Annotated in this window: 23 protein-coding genes; 13 read left to right on the top strand and 10 right to left on the bottom strand. The window is 64.1% G+C overall.

Going from position 1 to position 23954, the window contains the following annotated elements; translation table 11 throughout:
- Positions 1–27 precede the first annotated feature (27 nt).
- The gene (locus tag CH251_RS20855; RefSeq protein ID WP_094614838.1) at positions 28–1389 is read right to left on the bottom strand and encodes an MFS transporter; all 1362 of its coding nucleotides are present in this window, start codon (positions 1387–1389) and stop codon (positions 28–30) included.
- 185 nt (positions 1390–1574) lie between these two features.
- On the opposite strand from CH251_RS20855, the gene CH251_RS20850 reads away from it, so the two are divergent.
- The gene (locus CH251_RS20850; RefSeq protein ID WP_179273479.1) at positions 1575–2627 is read left to right on the top strand and encodes a DUF3068 domain-containing protein; all 1053 of its coding nucleotides are present in this window, start codon (positions 1575–1577) and stop codon (positions 2625–2627) included.
- Between the two features lie 12 nt (positions 2628–2639).
- On the opposite strand, the gene CH251_RS20845 is transcribed toward CH251_RS20850, so the two are convergent.
- Positions 2640–3242 carry a TetR/AcrR family transcriptional regulator gene (locus tag CH251_RS20845; RefSeq protein ID WP_094614836.1) on the bottom strand — a complete coding sequence of 201 codons (603 nt, stop codon included), beginning with the start codon at positions 3240–3242 and terminating at the stop codon, positions 2640–2642.
- Between the two features lie 108 nt (positions 3243–3350).
- Between CH251_RS20845 and CH251_RS20840 the strand changes: the two genes are divergently transcribed.
- Genes CH251_RS20840 through CH251_RS20820 form a run of 5 tightly spaced genes read left to right on the top strand, consistent with a single transcriptional unit; the run spans position 3351 to position 9379 of the window.
- Complete coding sequence (locus CH251_RS20840) at positions 3351–4928, top strand: carboxyl transferase domain-containing protein (RefSeq protein WP_094614835.1); 1578 nt, start codon at positions 3351–3353, stop codon at positions 4926–4928.
- Between the two features lie 5 nt (positions 4929–4933).
- Positions 4934–6928 carry an acetyl/propionyl/methylcrotonyl-CoA carboxylase subunit alpha gene (locus CH251_RS20835; RefSeq protein ID WP_094614941.1) on the top strand — a complete coding sequence of 665 codons (1995 nt, stop codon included), beginning with the start codon at positions 4934–4936 and terminating at the stop codon, positions 6926–6928.
- Positions 6925–8091, top strand: coding sequence for an acyl-CoA dehydrogenase family protein (locus tag CH251_RS20830; RefSeq protein WP_094614834.1), 1167 nt, complete (start codon positions 6925–6927; stop codon positions 8089–8091). The genes CH251_RS20835 and CH251_RS20830 overlap by 4 nt, the downstream gene beginning before the upstream one ends.
- Entirely contained in the window at positions 8088–8573 is a 486-nt protein-coding gene (locus CH251_RS20825; RefSeq protein ID WP_094614833.1) for a MaoC family dehydratase, read from the top strand. Before CH251_RS20830 ends, CH251_RS20825 begins: the two co-directional genes overlap by 4 nt.
- Positions 8570–9379: a CoA ester lyase gene (locus CH251_RS20820; protein WP_094614832.1), complete on the top strand. Its 810-nt coding sequence runs from the start codon at positions 8570–8572 to the stop codon at positions 9377–9379. Before CH251_RS20825 ends, CH251_RS20820 begins: the two co-directional genes overlap by 4 nt.
- On the opposite strand, the gene CH251_RS20815 is transcribed toward CH251_RS20820, so the two are convergent.
- From CH251_RS20815 to CH251_RS20805, 3 genes are read right to left on the bottom strand one after another with little or no spacing between them, the layout of a single operon-like run.
- Positions 9357–9641, bottom strand: coding sequence for a WhiB family transcriptional regulator (locus CH251_RS20815; RefSeq protein ID WP_094614831.1), 285 nt, complete (start codon positions 9639–9641; stop codon positions 9357–9359). The two genes, CH251_RS20820 and CH251_RS20815, sit on opposite strands and share 23 nt — an antisense overlap.
- Positions 9642–9661: 20 nt before the next feature.
- Positions 9662–10435: an SDR family NAD(P)-dependent oxidoreductase gene (locus CH251_RS20810; RefSeq protein WP_094614830.1), complete on the bottom strand. Its 774-nt coding sequence runs from the start codon at positions 10433–10435 to the stop codon at positions 9662–9664.
- A complete protein-coding gene (locus CH251_RS20805) occupies positions 10432–11310 on the bottom strand; it encodes a sugar phosphate isomerase/epimerase (protein ID WP_094614829.1) in 879 nt (292 codons plus the stop codon). Before CH251_RS20805 ends, CH251_RS20810 begins: the two co-directional genes overlap by 4 nt.
- 169 nt (positions 11311–11479) lie before the next feature.
- On the opposite strand from CH251_RS20805, the gene CH251_RS20800 reads away from it, so the two are divergent.
- From CH251_RS20800 to CH251_RS20785, 4 genes are all read left to right on the top strand, one after another.
- Positions 11480–12838, top strand: coding sequence for an MFS transporter (locus CH251_RS20800; RefSeq protein WP_094614828.1), 1359 nt, complete (start codon positions 11480–11482; stop codon positions 12836–12838).
- Positions 12829–13740, top strand: coding sequence for a transketolase (locus CH251_RS20795; protein ID WP_094614940.1), 912 nt, complete (start codon positions 12829–12831; stop codon positions 13738–13740). Before CH251_RS20800 ends, CH251_RS20795 begins: the two co-directional genes overlap by 10 nt.
- The gene (locus tag CH251_RS20790; protein WP_094614827.1) at positions 13737–14726 is read left to right on the top strand and encodes a transketolase family protein; all 990 of its coding nucleotides are present in this window, start codon (positions 13737–13739) and stop codon (positions 14724–14726) included. Before CH251_RS20795 ends, CH251_RS20790 begins: the two co-directional genes overlap by 4 nt.
- Before the next feature lie 112 nt (positions 14727–14838).
- The gene (locus CH251_RS20785; protein ID WP_094614826.1) at positions 14839–15498 is read left to right on the top strand and encodes a GntR family transcriptional regulator; all 660 of its coding nucleotides are present in this window, start codon (positions 14839–14841) and stop codon (positions 15496–15498) included.
- A 12-nt stretch (positions 15499–15510) separates the two neighbouring features.
- Here the strand turns inward: CH251_RS20785 and CH251_RS20780 are convergent, their stop codons facing one another.
- Positions 15511–16434 (bottom strand): alpha/beta hydrolase, encoded by a 924-nt coding sequence (locus CH251_RS20780; RefSeq protein WP_094614825.1) that lies wholly within the window; start codon positions 16432–16434, stop codon positions 15511–15513.
- 104 nt (positions 16435–16538) lie between these two features.
- Between CH251_RS20780 and CH251_RS20775 the strand changes: the two genes are divergently transcribed.
- Positions 16539–16991 carry a MarR family winged helix-turn-helix transcriptional regulator gene (locus CH251_RS20775; protein WP_094614824.1) on the top strand — a complete coding sequence of 151 codons (453 nt, stop codon included), beginning with the start codon at positions 16539–16541 and terminating at the stop codon, positions 16989–16991.
- 3 nt (positions 16992–16994) lie between these two features.
- Here the strand turns inward: CH251_RS20775 and bla are convergent, their stop codons facing one another.
- Positions 16995–17924, bottom strand: coding sequence for a class A beta-lactamase (gene bla, locus CH251_RS20770; protein WP_094614823.1), 930 nt, complete (start codon positions 17922–17924; stop codon positions 16995–16997).
- Between the two features lie 103 nt (positions 17925–18027).
- Here bla and CH251_RS20765 point away from each other — a divergent pair, with 103 nt between their 5' ends.
- Complete coding sequence (locus tag CH251_RS20765) at positions 18028–18882, top strand: LysR family transcriptional regulator (RefSeq protein WP_094614822.1); 855 nt, start codon at positions 18028–18030, stop codon at positions 18880–18882.
- Positions 18879–19757 carry a serine hydrolase gene (locus CH251_RS20760; RefSeq protein WP_094614821.1) on the top strand — a complete coding sequence of 293 codons (879 nt, stop codon included), beginning with the start codon at positions 18879–18881 and terminating at the stop codon, positions 19755–19757. The genes CH251_RS20765 and CH251_RS20760 overlap by 4 nt, the downstream gene beginning before the upstream one ends.
- A gap of 189 nt (positions 19758–19946) precedes the next feature.
- Here CH251_RS20760 and CH251_RS20755 read toward each other — a convergent pair whose 3' ends face one another.
- Genes CH251_RS20755 through CH251_RS20745 form a run of 3 tightly spaced genes read right to left on the bottom strand, consistent with a single transcriptional unit; the run spans position 19947 to position 23925 of the window.
- Complete coding sequence (locus CH251_RS20755) at positions 19947–21053, bottom strand: ABC transporter substrate-binding protein (RefSeq protein ID WP_094614820.1); 1107 nt, start codon at positions 21051–21053, stop codon at positions 19947–19949.
- Complete coding sequence (locus tag CH251_RS20750) at positions 21053–22813, bottom strand: iron ABC transporter permease (RefSeq protein WP_094614819.1); 1761 nt, start codon at positions 22811–22813, stop codon at positions 21053–21055. Before CH251_RS20750 ends, CH251_RS20755 begins: the two co-directional genes overlap by 1 nt.
- The gene (locus CH251_RS20745; protein WP_094614818.1) at positions 22810–23925 is read right to left on the bottom strand and encodes an ABC transporter ATP-binding protein; all 1116 of its coding nucleotides are present in this window, start codon (positions 23923–23925) and stop codon (positions 22810–22812) included. Before CH251_RS20745 ends, CH251_RS20750 begins: the two co-directional genes overlap by 4 nt.
- Positions 23926–23954: the final 29 nt, after the last annotated feature.

Here is a 23954-nt window from a genome sequence, read left to right as displayed (position 1 = left end):
GGAGACATTGTGGCCGACGACAACGAATTACTCTTCCCGCGCGGCCACGGCCAGGACGCGTCGCGCATCGGGTTCGACGGACCAGTAGGCAAGGAGGGCCAGGATCCCGCCGACGGCCAACAGCGGTAGCAGCGGAACCAGGCCGACGGTGAGTGAATCGGCCGCGTCGGACACCACGCCGACCAGAAGCGGCCCGACGGCACCGCCCGCGGTCGCGGCGATCTGCAACATGCCGAATCCCAGACCCCGATCACGAGCCGGGACGACGTCGGCGACACACGCGGTGAGCGTGGGGAGGGCGAAAGCCGAGAAGAAGGCGAAGACGGTGAGAAATACGACGAACACCACCGTCGAGTTCATGGCGAGGGCAATCGACATGAACACACTGCCGAGGAGGATTCCGCCACCACCCAGCAGTACTCGCCACTGCGCGAGGCCGGTCCCGATCATGGCTCGTCGGGTTGCCATCGCCGCGACGAGCGTTCCGAGAACGATTCCCACCAGCGTCATTCCGCCGCCCGCCGTCGCGGCCGCCGATTCGGACAGGCCGTACCGGCGTTGCAGCAGACTCGGAAGCCAGAAGGTCAGGCCACCGATCGACAGGCTCATCACTGTCAGAGCCGCACCGGTGAACCACAGCGTTCGGATGGGCAGCAATCGGCGGAGCTGGGTGGCAAGCGGGCCGGACGGCGTGTGAGCCTGCAGGCTCGGGTCTGCGCGGGCGGCCAACCTGTCTGCGTAACCGCGTTCCGGCTCTTTCAGACGTGAGACGAGGACTGCGACAAGCAGTCCCGGAATCGTCATGACCATGAACGCCCCGCGCCAGCCCAGCCAGTCCGCCAGCACACCGCCCAGGACGATGCCCGCGCCGCCGAGGTACGCCGAGGTTCGCCACCAACCGAACGCGGTGGATCGCGTTGCGGGCGGGTAGAAGTCGGCGAGCAGGCTCGCGCTCGCCGGGTTGTCCACTGCCTCCGCGGCGGCAAGCCCGACCCGCACGAGGTAGAAGATCAGGAACGTGGGCGCAAGCGCGGAACCCAGCGTCGCCAGAGACCACAGAACGACGACCCAGGTCACGATCCTGCCGCGATCGTGACGGTCGGCGAAGTATGCAGCCGGTATCGCCAGGACGCCCGCGGCAATCGCGGATGCGCTGGGCAGCGATCCCGCCACGGCGTCGCCGAAACCCCATTCGGCCTGAAGCTGAGGAAGAACGGCGGCCACGAGACTGAATTCGATCCGGTCCACGAAGGCCACGAGCACCAAGACGATCGCCGGTCCCCAGCCGAACGGAAGGACTGCAGAGCCGGGCCCGGTCCGCAACGTCCCGATGGTTCGCCAACGGCTACCGCGATCGACCACTGTGCCTCGATCGATACCGGTCGCCATGCGTCGTCCCCCTGTTCAGCGCGATCGAACCCAGTGTGCACCGCGAGGCTCGATCTCAACATCGGTTGATGTCTCTGTCATTTCCCCCGAACGTGCTGACAGGTCACAACGCGGAAGCGGACATTCGGTGCTTTCGTCACGGCAGGATGAGGTGGCCGAAATCGAAAACAGTGGGGACGATGTTCATGTCACGGTTGAGAATTGCGATGTGCGTGCTCGCAGGTCTGGGATCCTTCGCGATCGCCGTTGCGCTTCTTCTGCCCACCCTCGTATACGACCGTCTAGCGGTCACTCCCCTCGACATCGCCGCAACCACGGTGGCCACCACGGCAGACGGAGCAGGCGGCGAGGTCCTCGACTCGAAGACGATCTCCGGCCCCGGCCCCTTGTCGATCGCGACCGACGTTCCCCTGATCCTCCAGCGCTACATCACCGTGGAGGATCCCTCCGACGCAGACCGCGTCACCTTCCAGGTCGGAGCCACGGTGCGACGCGCCGACCGCGACGGCGACGAAGGCCTGCTGACCGCCTCGGTGGATCGAGTGACCAGCGACCGGCGCACCGGCTTACCCGTCGAGCCCGCGGGATCATTGCAGACCACCGTCGATTCGCCAGCTATTTCGCTGCCCCGCACAGGGTTACAGCATCGCTTTCCCTTCGATACCCAGCCGATCACCTACACGGTCTACGACGCAACGGCGTGGACGAGCTTCGAGGCGAACTTCGTCGAGGAACTCACCATGGAAGGTCTGCCGATCTATCACTTTCGATCGATCGTGTCCGAAGCCGACCTGTCGACCACGACGCAGTCACCGATCAACTCGGTGACTCTCCCGGCATCGAAGTGGGGTCTGGGCGACGGGGACGAACCGATCACGATGAAGCGGTGGTACTCGAACGTTCGCGACATCTACGTCGAACCCAGGAGCGGAAGCCTGGTGTGGGGCAAAGAAACCCCGTACCAGTATTTCGCGAGAGATCCGAAGATCCCCGAGGTCACCATCTTCAAAGCGTCACTCGCCCTGGACGAGACGGGTCGGCTGGAGCAGATTGCCTCGGCACGCGACGCCGCGAACAGCCTGGCCTGGTTGACTTCTCGCGGACCGTTGTTGGGATACGCGATCGGTGGAGCCTGCCTCGTCGGTGCGGTTTCCGCCGGAGTGATCGGATTTCGCCGAGCGCGTTCACCCGAGCCCACCCACCGACATGCAGACGAAGCCGAGCGCGCGTCTGTGTAGTTGGTCGAAGCGTCAGGCAGGAACCCCCAACGCCCCCAGTGCCATTGCGCGCAACACCGGCCTGGCAGTCCGTGACGGACTGCGCCCAGCGCTGTAGGGCGTCGAGTTGATCAGACCGAACACGCCGTGTGCCGCGGTCCGAGCGTCGGCCTCGTTCGATGTCGAGTCGACGGCACACAGGACCGCGACCCACAGTTCCACGTACTCGCGCTGCATTCGGCGCACCTTGCGTCGAGAGCCCTCGGGGAGGCTCTGCAGGTCGCGATCCTGGATTCTGATGAATGCCGGTGTGTCGAAAGCGAAGTCGAGGTGGAACTCGACCAACGCAGACAACGTATCCACGGCAGCCCCAACACGATCGACCACCGCACGGCCACCGTCGAGCAGATACTCCGAGATCCCGACCATCAGCTCGACGAGGACTGCTTCCTTGTTCGGGAAGTGACGGTAGACGGCCGGTCCGCTGACACCGACTGCCGCGCCCAGATCCTCGAGTCGCACCGAGGTGAATCCGCGTTCGGCGAACAGCGATGCTGCGGCGTCGAGCAACTGCTGTCGACGCTCGGCCTTGCGCTGCTCGCGCACCGTCGTCGGCTTCGTCTCCAACTCCTGCACCCCCTCGACCCTGGACTCTCAGTTAATCGTAGTTTACTATGATGTCAGTTATCAACCATTAACTGAACTCCTGTGACACCGGCGTCCAACCCCTAAGGCGTGCACCTCATGGCAATCGATATTGCTGCCAACCGGGCAGATCACGAGCTTCTCACCAATGAGCTGGCCGAGCGGCTCGCCGCGGCGGCGCTCGGCGGTAGCGAGAAATCCCGGGAACGCCACATCGCGCGCGGCAAACTCCTCCCCCGCGACCGCGTCGACGAACTACTCGATCCCGGCAGCCCGTTCCTGGAGATCGCACCACTGGCTGCCAACGGTCTCTACGACGACGAGTGCCCCGGCGCAGGAGTGATCGCCGGCATCGGCCGCGTCTCCGGCCGCGAATGTGTGATCGTCGCCAACGACGCCACCGTCAAGGGCGGCACGTACTACCCGATGACGGTCAAGAAGCATCTGCGCGCGCAGGAGATCGCACTGCAGAACACCCTGCCGTGCATCTACCTCGTCGACTCGGGCGGTGCATTTCTCCCGCGACAGGACGAAGTCTTTCCCGACCGCGACCACTTCGGCCGCATCTTCTTCAATCAGGCGACCATGAGCGCCAAGGGAATTGCGCAGATCGCCGCGGTCATGGGTTCGTGCACCGCAGGCGGTGCCTACGTGCCTGCGATGAGCGACGAAGCCATCATCGTCAAGAACCAGGGCACCATCTTCCTCGGTGGCCCGCCACTGGTGAAGGCCGCGACCGGCGAGGTCGTCACCGCAGAAGAACTCGGCGGTGGTGATCTGCATTCGAAGATCTCCGGCGTCACCGACCATCTCGCCGAGGACGACCGAGACGCACTGCACCGAGTCCGCCGAATCGTGTCGACGCTGGGGCCCCGCACTCCACGCCCGTGGGACGTCGTCACGACGCGTGATCCGGTAGCCGACCAGACCGAGCTCTACGACGTCGTCCCCACCGATCCCCGCACCCCGTACGACGTGCGTGAAGTGATCACCCGGGTGGTCGACGGCGGCGAATTCGACGAGTTCAAGGCCGAATACGGCAAGACGCTCGTCACAGGATTCGCTCACCTCCACGGTCACCCCGTCGGAATCATCGCCAACAACGGTGTGCTGTTCGCCGAATCTGCCATGAAGGGCGCACATTTCATCGAACTGTGCGACAAGCGCAGTATCCCGCTCGTCTTTCTGCAGAACATCTCCGGTTTCATGGTCGGCCGCGACTACGAAGCAGGCGGCATCGCCAAACACGGCGCGAAGATGGTCACCGCAGTGGCGTGTGCCCGCGTCCCCAAGATCACCGTTGTCATCGGCGGCTCCTACGGCGCAGGCAACTACTCGATGTGCGGCCGAGCGTATTCACCACGTTTCTTGTTCATGTGGCCCAACGCGCGAATCTCGGTGATGGGCGGCGAGCAGGCTGCGTCTGTGCTCGCAACGGTGCGCAGCGAACAACTCGACGCGGCGGGTCAGCCGTGGAGCGACGAGGATCAGGAATCGTTCAAGGCTCCGATTCGCGAGCAGTACGAGAGCCAGGGCAACCCCTACTATTCGACGGCCCGCCTGTGGGACGACGGCATCATCGACCCGGCCGACACCAGGCAGGTACTCGGACTGGCCCTCGCGGCGTGCGCCAATGCACCGCTCGAGCCGGTCTCCTACGGCGTTTTCAGGATGTGACGGACATGACCACGATAGACACCGTTCTGATCGCCAACCGCGGCGAGATCGCTGTGCGGGTGGCACGAACACTGCGCCGCATGGGGATTCGCACCGTTGCCGTCTACAGCGACGCCGACGCCGACGCCCGCCACGTGCACGAGGCCGACACCGCAGTACGCCTCGGTCCCGCCAACGCTCGCGAGAGCTACCTCGACATCGCCAAGGTGATCGCGGCCGCGAAAGCCACAGGAGCGCAGGGCATTCATCCGGGATACGGATTTCTCTCCGAGAACTCCGAGTTCGCATCCGCCTGTGCCGAAGCCGGAATCGCATTTCTGGGGCCACCGGCGAAAGCCATCGAAGTGATGGGCGACAAGATCGCCGCCAAAGCCGCCGTCAGCGCCTTCGGGGTCCCCGTCGTCCCCGGCATCTCCCGCCCCGGCCTCACCGACGCCGACCTCATCGCCGGCGCTCCCGACGTCGGATTCCCGGTTCTGGTCAAACCCTCCGCCGGTGGCGGCGGAAAAGGTATGCGTCTGGTCGAGCGCGCCGAAGATCTACCCGCCGCGTTGACCAGCGCGCGACGGGAAGCGGCGTCGTCGTTCGGCGACGACACCCTCTTCCTCGAGCGATTCGTGTTGCGGCCCAGACATATCGAAGTCCAAATTCTCGCCGACGGATACGGCAACGTCATCCACCTCGGCGAACGCGAATGCAGCCTGCAGCGCAGGCACCAGAAGGTGATCGAGGAGGCCCCGTCTCCCTTGCTCGACGAGGCAACTCGCGCTCGCATCGGCGAGGCCGCCTGCAACACTGCACGCAGTGTCGACTACTCCGGTGCCGGCACAGTCGAATTCATCGTCTCGGCCGAACGCCCCGACGAGTTCTTCTTCATGGAGATGAACACCCGCCTGCAGGTCGAGCACCCGGTCACCGAGATGGTCACCGGCCTCGACCTCGTCGAATGGCAGGTGCGGGTGGCGTCGGGTGAGCCCCTGACTCTCGCGCAGGACGACATCACGCTCACCGGACATGCGATCGAGGCCCGCGTCTACGCCGAGGATCCCGGTCGCGGATTCCTCCCCACCGGCGGTTCCGTCGTCGGACTGCGCGAGCCATCGGCACCGGGGATCCGCGTCGACTCCGGTCTTGCCGTCGGAACAGAGGTGGGTAGCAACTACGACCCCATGCTCTCGAAGGTCATCGCGCACGGACCCGATCGCGCGACCGCACTGCGCAGCCTCGATCGTGCACTGGCCGACACCGCGGTGCTCGGCGTCGTCACCAACATCGAGTTCGCCCGGTTCCTGCTCGCCGACAACGACGTCCGCGCAGGCAATCTCGACACCGGCCTGCTCGACCGTCGCGTCGAGGACTTCGCAGCGGCCGAGGCGACCGACGAGGCATTGATCGCCGCCACCGCCGTGCAGTGGCTCGACGAGTGGCAGGCGGCGGGACAGGACATCTGGGCAACACCATCGGGTTGGCGAGTCGGAGCGAAAGCGTCGTTCCAACGTCGCCTCGCGTCCGGGGGTCGGACGGCGCACGTGTCCATCACCGGAACCCTCGATGCGGCGACGGTCGTCGTCGACGACGGATCGCCGCGCACCCTCCGGGCAACGACCACCGAGGATTCCGTGAATCTGGTGATCGACGGTCTACGCGAGTCGATGACCTTCGCCCGAAACGGCTCGGCCACTTGGATCTCGAGTTCTCGAGGCACCTGGCGCATCGATCGGATTGCCGAGGCCAGCGTCCGCGAGGACGATGCGCACTCCGGTGACGCCGAGATCCTCTCGCCGATGCCGGGTTCGATCATCGCCATCGGAACAACCACCGGCAGTGCCGTCACCGCAGGCACCGCCATCGTCGTCGTCGAGGCGATGAAGATGGAACACACCCTGACCACCCCGATCGACGGCACGGTCGAACTCACTGTCGCAGTGGGCGATCAGGTCCCCGTCGATCAGATCCTCGCCCGAATCGTTCCCACACCCACCGAAGAGGACCAGCCATGACCGATCACCTGTCGTCGTCGAATCTGCCCGACGAGTACCAGCAACTGGTCAAATCCGTTGCCGACTTCACCAGAACGGTCGTAGCGCCGGTGTCGGCGAAACACGATGCCGAGCATTCCTTTCCGTACGAGGTAGTCGCAGGCATGGCGGAGATGGGCCTGTTCGGCCTGCCATTTCCCGAGGAGTTCGGCGGCATGGGCGGCGACTACTTCGCGCTGTGCCTGGCGCTCGAGGAGCTCGGCAAGGTCGATCAGAGCGTCGCCATGACCCTCGAAGCCGGCGTCTCGCTCGGTGCCATGCCGGTGTACCGCTTCGGCAACGACGCACAGAAGCAGCAGTGGCTGCCCAAGCTCACCGCAGGCAAGGCCCTGGCCGCATTCGGTCTGACCGAGCCCGGTGCCGGCAGCGATGCGGGCGGCACCAAGACCACCGCCAAGCGTGACGGCGGCGACTGGATCATCAACGGCAGCAAGCAGTTCATCACCAACTCCGGCACCGATATCACCGAGCTCGTCACCGTCACCGCGGTGACCGGCGTCGACGAGGCGACCGGACGCAAGCAGATCTCGTCGATCCTCGTTCCCACGAACACCCCCGGGTTCGTCGCCGAAGCGGCCTACAACAAGGTCGGCTGGAACGCGTCGGACACGCATCCGCTCAGCTTCACCGATGTGCGCGTGCCACAGGAGAATCTGCTCGGGCAGGAGGGCCGCGGGTACGCGAACTTCCTGCACATTCTGGACGAGGGCCGGATCGCGATCGCGGCGGTGTCGGTGGGTGCGGCGCAGGGCTGCGTGGACGAGAGCGTGAAGTACGCCAAGGAGCGTGAGGCCTTCGGTGCACCGATCGCGCGCAATCAGGCGATCTCGTTCAAGATCGCCCGCATGGAGGCCCGCGCCCACACCGCGCGAACCGCGTACTACGACGCGGCAGCACTGATGTTGGCGGGCAAGCCGTTCAAGAAGGCAGCGTCCATCGCCAAGCTCGTCGCCTCCGAGGCCGCGATGGACAATGCGCGTGACGCGACGCAGATTCACGGCGGCTACGGCTTCATGAACGAGTACGTCGTCGCTCGCCACTACCGCGACAGCAAGATCCTCGAAATCGGTGAGGGTACAACCGAGGTTCAGCTGATGCTGATCGCCCGGAGCCTGGGACTATGAGCGACAGGAGGATTCGCCAGCGCGGCCTGTGGTTCGAGGAGATGGAGCTCGGCACCGTCTACGAGCACCGGCCGGGCCGCACCATCACCGAGGCCGACAACACCCTGTTCACCACGCAGACGATGAACACTCAGGCCCTGCACCTCGATGCCGCCTACAGCGAGACGACAGCGTTCGGCCAGCGTCTGGTGAATTCGATGTTCACCGTCTCCACTCTTGTCGGACTGTCGGTGACGCAGTTGACTCAGGGCACCATCGTGGCGAACCTCGGCTTCTCGGAGGTGTCGTTTCCCAAGCCACTGTTCCACGGCGACACCCTCTACGCCGAGACCGTGATCTCGGACAAGCGCGAATCGAAATCCCGCCCTGGTGAAGGCATCGTGACGTTCACCCACACCGGCCGAAATCAGCACGGGGACATCGTCGCAGTGGCGGTGCGCAAGACGCTCGTCCGCATGCAACCACCGGAGGACGCATCGTGAACTGGGTTCCGCCGGGGCCGGCGTGGCTGTTCTGCCCGGCCGACCGCCCCGAACGGTACGAGAAGGCCGCAGCCCGAGCAGATGTGGTCATTCTCGATCTCGAGGACGCCGTGGGTGCCGCGGACAAAGCAGGTGCCCGTGAGTCCGTGGTCACCACCCCGCTGGATCCGTCGCGCACCATCGTTCGTGTCAACGCGCACGGCACCGACGATCAGGCTGCGGACCTCGAGGCGTTGCAGCGGACCGAGTACACGACCGTGATGCTCCCCAAATGTGAATCGGCCCAGCAGATTGCGGCTTTGGCTCCGTTGAACGTCGTCACGCTGATCGAGTCTCCGCTCGGCGCGATGACGGTGTTCGACGCCCTCGCCGCCGACAATGCCATCGGTGCCATGTGGGGTGCCGAGGATCTGGTGGCCGCCATGGGCGGCAACTCGAGCAGACACACCGGTGGCCGGTACCGCGATGTGGCGCAGCATGTTCGGTCGCAGACCTTGCTCGCAGCCAAGGCACGCGGGGTGTTCGCATTGGACTCGGTGTTCCTCGACATCCCCGATCTCGACGGTGTCCGCGCGGAAGCCGACGATGCCGTGGCCGTCGGCTTCGACGGCAAGGTGGCCATTCACCCGAGCCACATCCCCGTCATTCGCCAGGCCTACGCGCCGTCCCCCGACGACGTCGAGTGGGCCACCGCCGTACTCGACGCCGTCGCACACAACCGCGGCGTCTTCACCTTTCGTGGTCAGATGGTAGATGCCCCGGTGCTGGCGCATGCTCGACGCATCATCGCACGTCGACCCTCGTAGTCCTCTCGCGTTCGGTCAGCCCACCCCAGATTCCGTAAGGCTCGTCGCATTGCTCGGCATGTGCCAGGCAGGACTCGAGTACCGGACACTGCCGACAGATGGCCTTTGCCTCGGCCTCGATGCGCCGGAGGGTAGGGCCACGCAATCCTCTGTCCGGGAAGAACATCGATATCGGCATCGTTCTGCACTGGGCTCGAAGTTGCCATTCCCACACGCCGGCGATCGGCGGAGGCAGCTGCACGTCGAGTGACTTGTACTTCATGGTGTTCCGTTCTGTGGTTCTCAGTGCATGTGGCTTCCACCGTTGATGTCGATCGTGGTGCCGGTGAGGTACGCGGCATCCTCGGACGACAGGAAGGTGATGACGGAGGCGACTTCTCTGGTGGTGGCGGTGCGTCCGAGCGGAATGCCCTGGGCTATCGCACGTTCCTGTTCGTCGGTGCTTCCGACGCGGATGTTGGTGTCCACCGCTCCCGGGGTGACCGCGTTGATCGTCACGCCGGTGTCTTCCAACTCGCGGGCAAGGGATTTCGTGAAGCCGAGCAGAGCGGCCTTGGCCGAGGAATAGGGTACCTTGCCGAACACTCCGCCGCCGCGCTGTGCCGAGACCGAAGACATCGTGATGATGCGGCCCCAACGCTGCTCGATCATGTCCGGCAGAAACGCTTTCGTCACCAAATACGTTCCGGTGGCGTTGACCGCGAAGACCTTGTTCCACAATTCGACCGTGGTTTCGAGAAACGGCACCGGGGACGTGATGCCAGCAATGTTCGCCACGGCTCCGACCGGTGGCAGGTTCCCTGCTTCGACCTCCGATTTCGTTGCTGCATAGGCCTTCAGAACGGAATCCTCGTCCGATACGTCGATGGCGTGTCCAAACGCAGCGACGTTGTACGCGGCCGCAATCTCTGCTGCGACTTTCTCGGACTTCTCGCCGTCGAGGTCGAGAATGACGACGCCCCAGCCGTCCTCGGCGTAGCGCTCTGCGGTGGCGCGGCCGATTCCCTTGTCGGAGGTAGCCCCGGTGATCACTGCGGTACGGATGGTTGTGGTCATGATGGCTCCTGGTGTGTGTCGAGTAGAAGTTCGGTGATCAGGTCTCCGGCGGCAGCGGTCGCCGCCGGACGTTGTTTGTCGGAGATGTCTCTCGTCTCGAGTTCGAGCGCGAAATGGCCGGTGAATCCCGCAGATCCGAGGGCATCGATGCCGCCGCGGAAGTCGACCTCGCCGCGACCCACGCTGATGTTGATGTTGCCCGGCTTGTCGACGGCGTCGGGTTCATCGAGCCTGACCTCGCCTCGGGTCGAATCGCGAATGTGAACGTGCGAGATTCGGCTGCCCATCGACCGCGCGAAGTGAGCCGGGTCGCCGCCGGAGGCAACAATGTGGCTGAAGTCCATGACGATGCCGATCGCCGGATCGATGCGCTCGGCCAACGCGACCGCGCGCCCGGTGGTGCAACAGAGTCGGAACACGTGCAGCGACTCGGTCCAGATGTCGACGCCGTGCCGATGTGCCCGTGTCGACGCATAGTTCAGGTTGGCCGCAACCCGATCGAGATCGGAGTCGAGGGACTCGATGGGCTCATGCGTGAGGGCACCGTTCGGTAGAACGAGCGCGTGCGCCCCCACCCGAGAGGCCAACTCGAGCAGTCGTTCGAGATGAAGGGACGCCTCGAGGTCGGTCGCCGGATTGTTCATATCGCCGACATCGCAATTGATCGACCGGACGGCCAGGCCTGAGCGCTGCACGGCCTCCACCACCTCGCGAACACCACGATCGTCCAGGTCGAGGGGTACGTGGTCGCACACCCCTGGTAGCGATCCCAGGTCGATTTCCGTGAAACCGAGCTCGCCGATGACCTCGAGCGCGCTGCGCAGAGGTAGGTGCCGAAACGAGATCGTCGAGCAGCCCAGCCGCGAATCGAACATCCGAGCCTCCCTCCTGTCGTCGTGATGCGGACCACAGTAAGCACCTCTCCGTCTCTTCGTCAACCGTCGCCGGTTGACTGTTGACAGTGCAATGGGTCACACTCGTGGTGTTGACAGTCGACGGTCACTTGGACGAGTTTGAAACCAACACCTCAGCAGGAGAGTCCCCATGAGCACAGATGCTCTGCAGATGCGCGGACCGGTTCACGGCACGAAAGACGCAAAACGCGTCGCCGTCGGATCTTCGGTCGGTGCCGTCATCGAAACGTACGACTTCATCGGCTTCGGTACCGCCGCCGCGCTGTACTTCGGAACCGCATTCTTCCCCGGCTCCAACTCCGTCACCGGCACACTGGCGGCCTTCGCCACCCTCGGCGTCGGCTTCGCCGCCCGCCCCCTCGGCGGCATCGTCGGAGGACACCTGGGCGATCGCGTAGGCCGTAAACCCGTGCTGGTCGGCTCCCTGATCCTCATGGGCATCGCCACCTTCGCCATCGGCTTGCTGCCCACGTATGCCCAAGCCGGCATCATCGCGCCGATCCTGCTCGTGGTGGTGCGCATCATCCAGGGACTCGCCTTCGGTGCCGAATGGGGCGGGGCGATTCTGATGAGTTACGAGCACGCGCCGTGGCGCAAGAAAGGCAAGTTCACCGGCATCGTGCAGGCAGGCTTCCCCGTCGGACTACTGCTCGCCAACCTCGTCTTCCTCGGAAGCGTGCACCTCGGCGGCGACTGGGCCTGGCGAGTGCCCTTCTTGTTCAGCATCGTCCTGGTCGCAGTCGGCCTGATCATCCGCTCGAAGGTTCCCGAGTCGCCGGTGTTCGACGACGTCAAAGAAGCAGGCGTCTCCAAGTCTCCGATCAAAGAGGCCATCAAGCACGACTGGCGAAACATTCTGCGCGGCATCGGTCTTCGTATCGCCGAGACTGCGGGATACGCAGTGTCCGTCACCTACATGATCTCCTACCTGCACACGCAGGAGCTGGCGACCACGTCCGAGACCATCACCGCACTGTGTATTGCTTCGTTCATCGGTATCTTCGCCACAACCGGTTGGGCCGCCCTCACCGACCGGATCGGACGACGCCCCCTGTACATCGCGGTGTGCAGCTTCGCCGCACTGTTCGGAATACCGATGTTCCTTCTGGTGAACACGGGCCTGTTCATGTTCGTCATCGCGACCATCGTTCTCGCCTACGCCGTCTGCCAGAACGCCCTCGCCGGCTCTCAGGGTGCCTGGTTCCCCGAGCTGTTCGATGCCTCTCGCCGTGCATCGGGAGCTTCACTGGCGTACCAGATCTCGGCCATGGTCTCCGGCTTCACTCCGTTCATCACGACGCTGCTGTTCGTCTGGCTCGGGTGGCTCGGACCGGCCTTGCTGTTCATTGCATACGCCCTGATCGGCCTCGGCTCCGCCATCGTCACCAAAGAAACCTGGGGCCCGACCGAGAGACGCCTCGCGGCACAGGCAGAACTCGACACCCCAGCGAATTTTCCGGCCACCACACGCGCAAAGGAATTACTGTGAGCACGATAACCGAAGCAGCACAGCATGACTCGAAGACCAGGATCGAACACGCAGCCGAGTTCGCGTACGCCATGCGCCACCACGTCATCGATATGGGCGAAGCTCAGGGACAGGGCTACGTAGGGCAGGCCCTCGGCGCTGCGGACATCTTCGCTGCCGTGTACGCCGACAGGTTGAACTACCGGCCCGAGGATCCCGAATGGGCCGAACGCGACCGCTTTCTGCTCTCCACCGGCCACTACGCCATCGGCCTCTACGCCGCCCTGGCCGCGGCGGGCATCGTCCCCGTCGCCGAACTCGAGACCTACGGCTCGGATGAGTCCCGCCTCCCGATGTCCGGAATGGCAACCTACACACCGGGTATGGAAATCTCTGGCGGTTCGCTGGGCCACGGACTGACCGTCGCAGTGGGGATGGCACTCGGACTCCGCCATCAGAGTTCCGCGTCGCGGGTATTCAACTTTCTCTCCGACGGCGAACTGGACGAAGGTTCCACCTGGGAGGCCGCGATGGGTGCCCATCACCACCGACTCGGCAACCTCATCGCCATGGTCGACATGAACGCGCTCCAGGCGGACGGCCCCACAGCAGGTGTGCTCGGAATCGAGCCCGTTCACGAGAAATGGGCTGCAATGGGGTGGAACGTCTACCGCGTGAACGGGAACGATCCCGCGGCCCTGTCTGCCGCATTCGACTCTGCCTGCGCCGCAGCCGAGCCCGTCGGAACACCCTCGATCGTCATCTGCGACACCAAGATCGGCTACGGAGTCCCCTTGCTCGAAAACCGGGAGAAGGCGCACTTCATGCGCATCGACGAGAGCGAGTGGAGCATCTGCCGCGACCAGTTGACCGAGCGTTTCACCGACCCGACCTACCTGCAGGAAAACGAGGTTCAGGCATGACCACCACCACTCCCCCCAAACTCAAGACATCGGCGATGATTGCATCGTTCGTCGATCCAGGCCAGCGCACCGCCGACGCACCGTTCGGTCACGCTCTCGTCGAAGCCGCGCAGAACAACGACAAGATCGTCGGCCTCAGCGCCGACCTCGCCAAGTACACCGACATGCATATCTTCGCCCAGGCGTTTCCCGATCGCTTCTTCCAGATGGGCATGGCCGAGCAGCTACTCCTCGGAGCCTCCGCCGGCATGGCCGAGACCGGACTGATCCCGTTCGCGTCGACGTACTCGGTGTTCGCGGCCCGTCGGGCATACGACTTCCTGTGCCTCGATATCGCCGAACCCAATCTGAACGTCAACATCATCGGCGGCCTTCCCGGCCTCACCACGGGATACGGACCGAGCCACCAGGCCACCGAGGACATCGCCATCTTTCGCGGGATGCCGAACCTGACGATCGTCGATCCGTGCGATTCGGTCGACATCAGCCAGGCAGTCCCCCAACTCGCCGCCTCCGACGGGCCGACCTACCTGCGCTTGCTTCGCGGCAAGGTGGCAACCGTGCTCGACGAGTACGACTACACCTTCGAGCTCGGAAAAGCCAAGGTCATCCGACCCGGCAACGATGTGGTGCTGGTATCGAGCGGCCTGATGACGATGCGCGCGTTGCAGGCAGCGAAGAATCTCGAGAAACACAACATCGACGTCGCGGTGGTGCACACTCCGACGATCAAGCCGTTCGACGCCGATACTGTTCTGGCTGAGCTGGATACACCTCGGTTGGCCTTCACCTGCGAGAACCACACCAAGATCGGCGGTCTGTTCGAGACCGTCGCCTCGGCGATCGTCGAGCGCGGACTCGGCAAGAAGGTCGGTGCGATCTCTTTGCCCGACGAGTTCCTTGCCGCGGGTGCCCTACCCACATTGCACGATCGCTACGGCCTCTCGACGTCCAGTATGGAAGCCCGCATCATGGCAGGACTCTGACACGATGCGGCTTTGCAGTCCGAGGGTCGTCGACGCCGGACGTACACTTACTGTCAACAGCTGTCAGTCGACTGTTTGCAGTGAGACGTCATCGACGAAAGGAGCCCCCGCCATGGGGCAACCCGGCGCACTTCTCGGACTGCAGAAGACCAACCTGCGTCAGCAGGCGGTCACCGCTCTGCGATCTGCCATCACCAGCGGTGAGCTTCGTCCCCGCAGCGCCCTGGTCGAGACCGAACTGTCCGAGCGCTTGCAGATCAGTCGAGGCACTCTGCGCGAGGCCCTACGGCAATTGCAGCAGGAAGGCCTTGTCGTCACCGGTGCGCGCGGGCGTCTGCACGTACGCCACCTCGACACCAAGGAGATTCACGACATCTTCTCGGTGCGGGGCGCATTGGAGGGCTTGGCTGCAGCCGAAATCGCTCGACATCCTGAGCGTCCCCGCATAGTCGCGGAATTGCGGGCAGCACTGCAGCTGCTCAAACAGGCCCCGAAGGACGAGACACTCGACGACCGCATCGAGGCAGATCTCGACTTCCATCGATTGCTGTGTCGATCGGCCGACAACGAGACACTGCTGCACTCGTGGACGAGTCTCGAAGGTTCGATCCACATGTCGATCATGTACGCCGGACGTGATCGCGCCCTGGGCAACATGGATGCCGACCGCCACCACGAGATGGTCGACGCCATCGAGGCCGGGGTGCCCGACGATGCGACAGCTGCGGTGCGTGACCACATGATGTGGGCCGTCGGCAATCTCGTTGCGTAATTGCGGAGGGACTCAGCTGCTGACGGAACCGTTCATCAGACGATCCATCGCGGCGACATCGCTTGCCCGGGTGCGACGAGACAGCGCCGTGTCGAACATGGTGAATCCATGGAATGCGCCAGGCCAGCAATGGAATTCGGTTCTGTTACCTGCGGCCAGAAGTCGGCGGGCATAGTCGATACCCTGATCGCGCAGGGGGTCGAGTTCGTTGACGGTGAGATAGGTCGGCGGTAGGCCCTCGAGATCTCGTCGTCGAGCCGGGGATGTGCGTTCGTCCGGAACCCGACCTCCGAGATAGTGCTGCCAACTCAGAACCGCATTGCCGGTGTTCCAGAACACGGCGTCGACGCCCTGTTTCATCGACGGCGAGTCGGCTCTGTCGTCGAGTGCCGGTTCGATCAGTGCCTGCATTGCCAGTCTCGGACCCCCGCTGTCACGAAGTTCCAATGCGGTGCACGCAGCCAGACACGCTCCGGCACTGGTTCCCAACAGACCGATCCGCCCCGGGTCACCACCGATGCTATCGGCAGTATCGACCGCCCACCGAACTGCTGTGACACAGTCGTGAACGGCTGCGGGATAGGGGAACTCGGGGGCCAACCGATAGTCGACGGCAACGACGACACACTGCAGCGCAGCCGCGAGGCCTGCGTTGCCAGCATCGTTCGAGGCCGCCGAACCCAATGCGAAACCGCCGCCGTGCATTTCGACAACAATCGGCATCGGACGATCCGAGACCCGGCTGTGACCGGTGATACGAACACCGACAGAGTGCCCGTCGGCCTCGGCAACCGAGTCCGTGACAACAACATCCGCGGACAAACGGACCGGACCACTCGTCGCCGCAGCCCGAGCAGCCGTGATGTCGCGAAAGTCCACGACCGGAACGTCGGACACCACAGCGTGCAGTTCGGGATCGAGGTCGTCGATGCGCATACATTCCACAGTAGGCGCTGTCGGAGCTATTGATTGCAGACGCCGTTAATTGTCGGCGCGGTATGGTGGGTGGTCACGCGTACAGGCATCGAGAGGCACGACACATGAGCGCACACGACCCCGCCCTGACTGCCCTTGCGCAGAATTGGCTTGCGCTTGCGGTTCTGCACGGACGTATCGAGAGCCGCATCGAGCGGGCGCTGCAGACCAACCACAATCTCAGTGCGCGCGAGTATTGGCTGCTCGACGTCCTGGGCAGGCAGCACGACGGGGTCGGCGGCCACCTCCAGATGAAGCAGGTAGCCGACGCCGTCGTATTGAGCCAGAGCGCGACGACCCGCCTGGTCACCCGGCTCGAGGATCGCGGCCTGCTCACGCGCTACCTGTGCCCGACCGATCGACGCGGCATCTACACCGACGTCAGCGAAGAAGGACTTGCACTGCTCGAAGCGGCGCGGCCGACCAACGACGCGGCGCTGAGAGAAGCCCTCGACGAGGCGTCGGCAGAGCCGGATCTCGTCCCACTGGTCGACGCCGTCCGCCGCGCCGAGAGCTGAGAATCACTGCAGTTCGTCGACTACCGCCCGGGTCGTGTCGGCAACGAGCGCATTCATGGCCGGTGAATTTTCGACACCAGAGGCCGTCGTACTGAGAACGACCAGCAGGATTTTCTGTCCGTCCGGTCCGAGCAGCAGCCCTGCGTCGTTGGAGACGCCGTAGCTACCGGTGCCGGTCTTGTCGGCCGAGGTCCACTGTTCGGGGATTCCGGCGCGGAACCGGGCGTCGGAGGTCTGGGTGTCGGCCATCCACGCCAGCAACTGATCACGCGAGGGCGGAGTCAGTACGTCGCCGTGGAGCAGGGTTCGGTAGCCGGCGGCCATCGAGTTCGGCGTCGTGGTGTCGCGCGGGTCGCCCGGAATCGCCGTGTTCAGGTCCGGTTCGGTGCGATCGAGCCGGAATTCGGTGTCGCCGAGCGATCTCGCGAACTCGGTGAGGGCGTCGGTTCCGCCTGCCTCGCGGATCAGAAGATTGCCGGATGTGTTGTCACTCTTGGTCAGCGCGGCTGCCGCCAAGTCCGCGATCGTGACGACGGACCCCGGTGCCCAATCGACTGCGGACTCGGGCACCTTGTCTTTTTCGGTGATCGTTCTGGTGTCGGTCAGCTGCAGTTCTCCGGCATCCGCGGCTGCGAGAACTGCGCCGACGGCGTAGACCTTGAACGTCGAGCAGAATGCGAAACGTTCGTCGCCGCGATGGCTGTCGGTGGAACCGGTGGCGAGGTCGACGGCACTGACGCCGAGCCGAGCGGCGTCCCTGGCCTCGAGATCGAGATAATTCTGTTCGGCCGAGGCCTGTTCGGTGGTGGACTGGGACGTGCTGGTGTCGGATCTCAGTGGTTCGGAGGTGGTCGTCGACGAGCAGGCAACGCCTGAGGTCAGCGTCGCCGCCGCGAGCACGGTGATCAGCCGGGTGGATGTCGAGGTACGCATGGGGTCAGCCGATCACATCCGAGCGCGATCGAGCCAAGTCCCGAGGCACTGCCGGTTCATTCCACTTCGGTATAGCAGCAGGTGAGCGTGCTTCAATAGATCGGTGGATCTTGTTCGCCATCTCGAGTATTTCGTCGCCGTCGCCGAGGAACGCCACTTCGGCCGCGCCGCGGCCACTCTCGGCGTGACACAGCCGCCGGTGTCTCGGGCCATCAAGGCCCTGGAGAAGCATCTCGGGCTCACACTCGTCGAGCGAACCCCCGACGGAGCTGCTATCACCGAGCACGGGGCCGCACTGTTACCCAGGGCCCGATTGATCGTCGACGACGCACGCCGATTGACCACTACCGCGGAATCACTCACAGCGTCCGGGTCGGTCCGCATCGGCCTCATCCCTGACCTGGACGACGGGATCGCCGCACGCATCGCCACCTCCGTCGGCGTCGAGGCGCGCGTGGAGACCGGTGGTGCGGTGTCGTTGCTCGACCGTGTACGCGCACACGAACTCGACGTCGCGGTGGTCGATCACCCGGTGGTAGTCGACCGACTGGTGGCAGGCCCGGTCATCGCACTCCCCCGACGTGTCATGGTTCCCGTCGGTCATCGTTCGGCGCGCGCTCAGCGTCCACGCCTGACGATGTTGTCCGACCTCATGTTCGCCACCGCGCCACGCAGCGCCAATCCACCCGCTCACGACCTGATGCTCGACGCGTTTCGACGCCATGCCCTCGATCCAGAGGTGTTCGTCGCGAACACCTCGCGTGAGATCGTCATCGGCGTCGCGTCGGGGCGCTGTTTCGGGCTGGTTCACGCCGCAAGCAAGGCTTTACCCGGCACCGAGCATCTGGACCTTGCGTCCGACGACGTCGCGCTGCGGGTTCGGATCGTACGCCGCGACGGTGAAGCAGAGTCGTTGGCGGATCTCGTGGATCGAATCCTGCTGCGAGCGAACAGGTGAGTGCGACCGAGCACCTGCGCGCTGTGTTCGCCGACGCGGGTTGCCGGGGTTGGGTTCGTGCCGAGCGGACAGATGGCACAGGGACATTCGTCGACTTCGAGGGCGACGACCCAGTCGTTGCTGCATCGGTATGGAAGATCGTGCTGCTGGTTGCTACGACACGCGCATTCGACGACGGCACCTTGATTCCCACCGACACGGTGCGGCTCGTTCCGGCTCAGTGCAGTCCAGGGCCGACGGGTATTGCCAGCTACGCCGATCCGGTGACGATGAGTTGGCGTGACGTCGCGCGCTCGATGATCACCGTCTCCGACAATGCGGCCGCCGACGCACTTCTCGGTGCACTGGGCATGGATACCCTGACCCGGGTGATCGACGATCTCGGGCTCGAGCACACACGCATCGTCGGTGGCACGAAAGCACTGGGCGATCAAATCGTTCGGGATACCGGCCGGTTGAGTGCGGACGAGGCACTGGGGTTGCTGGCCAGCAATTACACGGTGATCGACAGTGCTGGTTTCGATCCCGCCTACACCTCCTGCACCACGCCCCGAGACAGCAACGCAGTTCTGCGAGCAATCTGGTCGGGTACCGCGGCCTCTCCGGAGCAATGTGAGTACATGAAGCACGTTCTGTCTCAGCAGGTGTGGCCACACCGGATCCGCAGTGGAATTCCGTACCCCGATGTACAGGTTGCGGGCAAGACCGGCACCATCGGGCCCATTCGCAACGAGGTTGCGGTGGTGTCGTTTCCGGGCGAAAAGCCTGTCGCGGTATCGGTGTACACCCGTGCCGCGCGCATGGATCTGTATCTGCCGCTGGTCGACCAGGCCATCGGTGCCGCAGCAAGAATTGCAGTGACGGCGGTTCGCTGAAGATCGTCCGAACTTGCTCACGACGCCACCGCCGTACCTGTCGTCGCTGATCGCTGTCCGTGGGTAATCCTTACTTGCTCAGCAGACAGCATGGCCCTGTGGTCCAACAGCTTTGCTCGAGTGAGAGCTCAGCGATCACAGCCTCGCGACCGCGCGCCCAGAGGACGTCGCGGCCACGAAGCGTCGACCCTATTCGTTGTAACCGAAGATCGCGTTCCAGGCCTCCTGATCGTCGGCGGAATTCTCGATCGACTCCGACTGCGTGATTCGGTTGACCTTGGGGTCGGTGAACTTCGGCAGTTCGATTCCGCGGATCACCGGCGGGTCGATGTCGTTGCGCACCGAGTACTCACCGAGATCGCTGAAGACCTGTTGTCCCCTCTTGGAGAGGTTCCAGTTCATGAAGACCTGGGCGGCCGCAATGTTTTTCGCTGTGGATGCAACACCGGTGTAGTAGTCGTAGGCGGTGAGTCCCTCCTCCGGTACCACGAAGTTGACCGGCGCATTCTCGTTGTTGGCGATGTTGACGCTGCTCACCACGACGGTCCCTGCTTCGATCTCACCGCGGGCGAGCGCGTCGAGCTGAGCTCCGATGGAGTCGAACACCCTTGCTTCCGAGGAGTATTCGCGGAGATAGTCGTCGCCGAGTACCTCACGCTGGAACCGAGTCAGTGCCAGTGCGCTACCGCCGGCTCCGGCCTGGGCGATACCCAGATTGCCCTTCCACCGATCGTCGAGAAGATCTGCCCAGGACGCCGGCCTGTCGTCGCCCTCGATGAGCGCACTGTTGTAGCCCATCGTGTAGATCGGGTCGAAGGTGCGGTAGTAGTTGCCGCCGTCGAACACCACGTCGTCCTGTAGCTCGCCGGCCGTGGGCGGTGTGTACGGCTGGAACACACCCCGCTCGCTGAGTCCGTTGACGAATCCGGCATCGGAGATTCGCACGACGTCCGCGTCGAGACGACCCGCGCCGTACTCGGCCACCAGTCGCTCGTAGAGCCGGTTCGGGGTGAGCCGCACGAGCTTGACGTCGAGTCCGGTGTCCTTCTCGAAGTTCTTCAGCACCGTGGCCTCGGTGACCGCGGTGTAGCCGCTGTAAAGGGTGATGCCACCTTCGGCCTGGGCCTGCGTCCACAGATCCGGATCGGCGATCTGTTCGCCGTCGATGACGAGGCCGTTGTCGGTGACGATCTCCTCCGCCGCCCGAGCCAGAGCGGGGCGTTCGGGTGGCGGTGAGCAGGCCGTGGCCGTAGCCACTGCGATACCCAGCGCGATTGCTGTGACCAATTTTCTCATCAGACAGTTTCCTTGGATCCGAAGCGACGCGAGAGGATTGCGAGCACACCGATCACGACGCAGTACAGCAGGCTCAACTCGGCAGCCGACTGGAACGAGCCGTTGTCGTATGCGTCGAAGATCGCGATCGACAGCAGCCGCGTGTCGGAGGTGAACAGGAACAGCGCGGCGGTGAGCTCACGCATGGACAGCATGAGCAGCAGCAGGAAGGTCGAGGACAGACCGACCTTGAGCAGCGGAGCGGTGACGAAGGAGATCGCCCGGTGCCGCCGTGCACCCAACATGACAGCGCTGTCTTCCAAGTCCTTGTCCAACTGGATGATCGACGCAGAGACACCGCGGTAGCCCTGCGGAATGGTGACAGCGACGAAGGCGATCACCAGCACCGCGAGTGTTCCGTAGATCGGCAGCGGAAGCGCCAACCACGTCCACAGCAAACCCAGGCCGAGCACGATGGCAGGAACAGCCAGCGGCAACATCGCCAGATACTCCAACAGCTTTCGGCCCGGAGCGTTCGTACGGTACCTCGTGTACGCCAAGGCGAAGCAGAACGCGGTACCGATAGCGGCGGTCGCAACACCGACGATGACGCTGTTGGTCATCACGCTGTGGAAGTCAGCGCTGCGCAACGTTTCTCCCAGTCCCCAGAACGACAGGGCACCGGAGTCGAAGAGCTGACCGATGTTCGCGACGTACGGGCTGGTCTGCAGAGCCGCCAACACCAGGGCGACGAGCGGCAGGAGAACGGCCAGGGTGAAGTACACCCACGCGAACACTGCAGCCGGGATACGCCATGCCCGCAGCGGAACCTGTCGTGCCCGAACACCTTTGCCGCTGACGGTGGTGTATTCCTTGCTACTCATCGCGCGCTGCTGGAAGGCGACGACGGCGACCAACAGGACTGTGAGAACCACTGCGACAGCGGCGGCGTCGTTACCGCGGGCAGGCGATGCGTTCATCAATCGGTAGATCAGGGTCGGCAGTGTGTCGACTCCGCCGGGCACACCGATCACCTGTGCCACCGGGAAGTTCTCCACGGTGAGCGCGAAAACCAGGATCCCCGAGCCGATCACGGCAGGCATGACGAGCGGGAACGTGATCTTGCTCAGCATCTTCGTCAACTTCGCACCGTGCAGACTGGCGGCGTCTTCGAGGTCCGGATTCATCAACGAGAGCGCCGAGTGGACCATCAGGAACGGATACGGCGCGTAGTAGATGCCGAGGATGAAGATCATCCCGCCGAAGCTGTAGATGTCGATGAAGCCGGGCAGTCCGATCGCGGTCAGCACCAGGTTGATGTAACCGGTGGCCGGCCCGGCCAGCAATGCCCAGGCCAGTGCACCGACGAGCGCCGGGAGGAAGAGCGGCGCAATACCGATGCCGTAAATCATCTTTCGACCCGGAACGTTGGTGCGTGCTGCCAGGAAGGCGAGCGTGCACCCGATCGCCAGCGCGACGATCGAGGACCCGATACCGACCAGCGCCGAATTCCACAGAGCGCTCTGCGCGGTCGAGGATCCGAGCAAGGCGAAGTTGTCGAGGGTGAAGTTACCGAAGTCGAACAGCGACGTGCGCTCGGCGTTGTCGGTGAAGGCACCCATCACGATGAAGAACATCGGGAACAGCACGATCACGGTGAGCAGAGCCAACTGCAGAAGCGTCGGAACCCACTTCTTCAGACCCGGCCTGCGTTGGGGTGCCGGAGTGTCGACCGGCGGCTTCGTCGTGATGACAGGCCGATCGTCGGTGGGGGCGCTCATACCGGCACCGCCTCGGAGGCGACTCGATCGTCGACGAGAACCTGAGCTCCGCCCGCTACTGCTGTGACCCGCGCGCGTTCTCCCATTCCCAGGATTCGGCTCGCGTGTCCCGTGGCGACGGCTTCGATCTCGGGGCCGTCGTCCAGTGTGACGCGGTATCGAATGGACGCACCCTGGTAGCTGGCGACATCGACTGTGCCCATCCAGGACTGGCCCTCGGGCTCGGCATCGTCCAGCGGGGTGACCAACAGATCCTCGGGTCGCAGGCACACCACGACGGGCCCGTCGGCCGCCGACGCTGCACCGACCGACACTGCAATCTGCCCGAAGTCCGTCAGCTCCATCGTCGAGCGCGGTCCCGAGGCAGGCGTGGCGCGGAAGATGTTGCCGACACCGAGGAACTCGGCCACCGAGGCGGACATCGGTGAGGTGTAGATGTCCTCGGGGGTACCGATCTGCACGATTCGGCCGTTCTGCATCAACGCGATTCGGTCGGCGAGAGCGAACGCCTCGACCTGATCGTGCGTGACGTAGACGGTGGTCAGTCCGAGTCGGAGCTGAAGCTCTCGCAATTCCATCCGAAGTCGTTCGCGCAGTCGGGCATCGAGGTTCGACAGCGGCTCGTCGAGGAGCAGCACGCTGGGGCGCATCACCAACGACCGAGCCAGCGCCACCCGCTGCATCTGACCACCACTGAGCAAGCTCGCTCCACGATGCGCCATTTCACCCAACCCGACGAGGTCGAGGGCCTCGAGGACGCGCTGGTTCATCTCGGTCTTGTTGATCTTCTGCATCTTCAACGAGAACGACACGTTGTCGAACACGGTCCGGTGCGGCCACACCGCGTAGGACTGAAAGACCATGCCGACGTTGCGTTTGTGTGGCGGGATCGTCTTGTTCGTGTTCGAGTCGTGGACGACCCGATCACCGATGGTGATACGGCCGGCGCTGGGGGTCTCCAGCCCTGCCACACAGCGCATCGTGCTGGTCTTACCGCAGCCGGACTGCCCCAGCAACACCAGGGATTCTCCGTCGGCGATCTCCAGGTCGAGGTCGCGGACAACAGTGTTCCCCGAGTAAGCGAGGCTCAGATTCTCGATGCTAACCTTCATGATCTTCCTTTTCTTCAGTCGTCGAAGCC

This window comes from Rhodococcus sp. 06-462-5, from assembly GCF_002258315.1.
In the GTDB taxonomy this organism is placed as follows: domain Bacteria; phylum Actinomycetota; class Actinomycetes; order Mycobacteriales; family Mycobacteriaceae; genus Rhodococcoides.
Note: the sequence above shows the minus strand (reverse complement) of the source record. Positions and strands in the feature narration are given on the sequence as shown.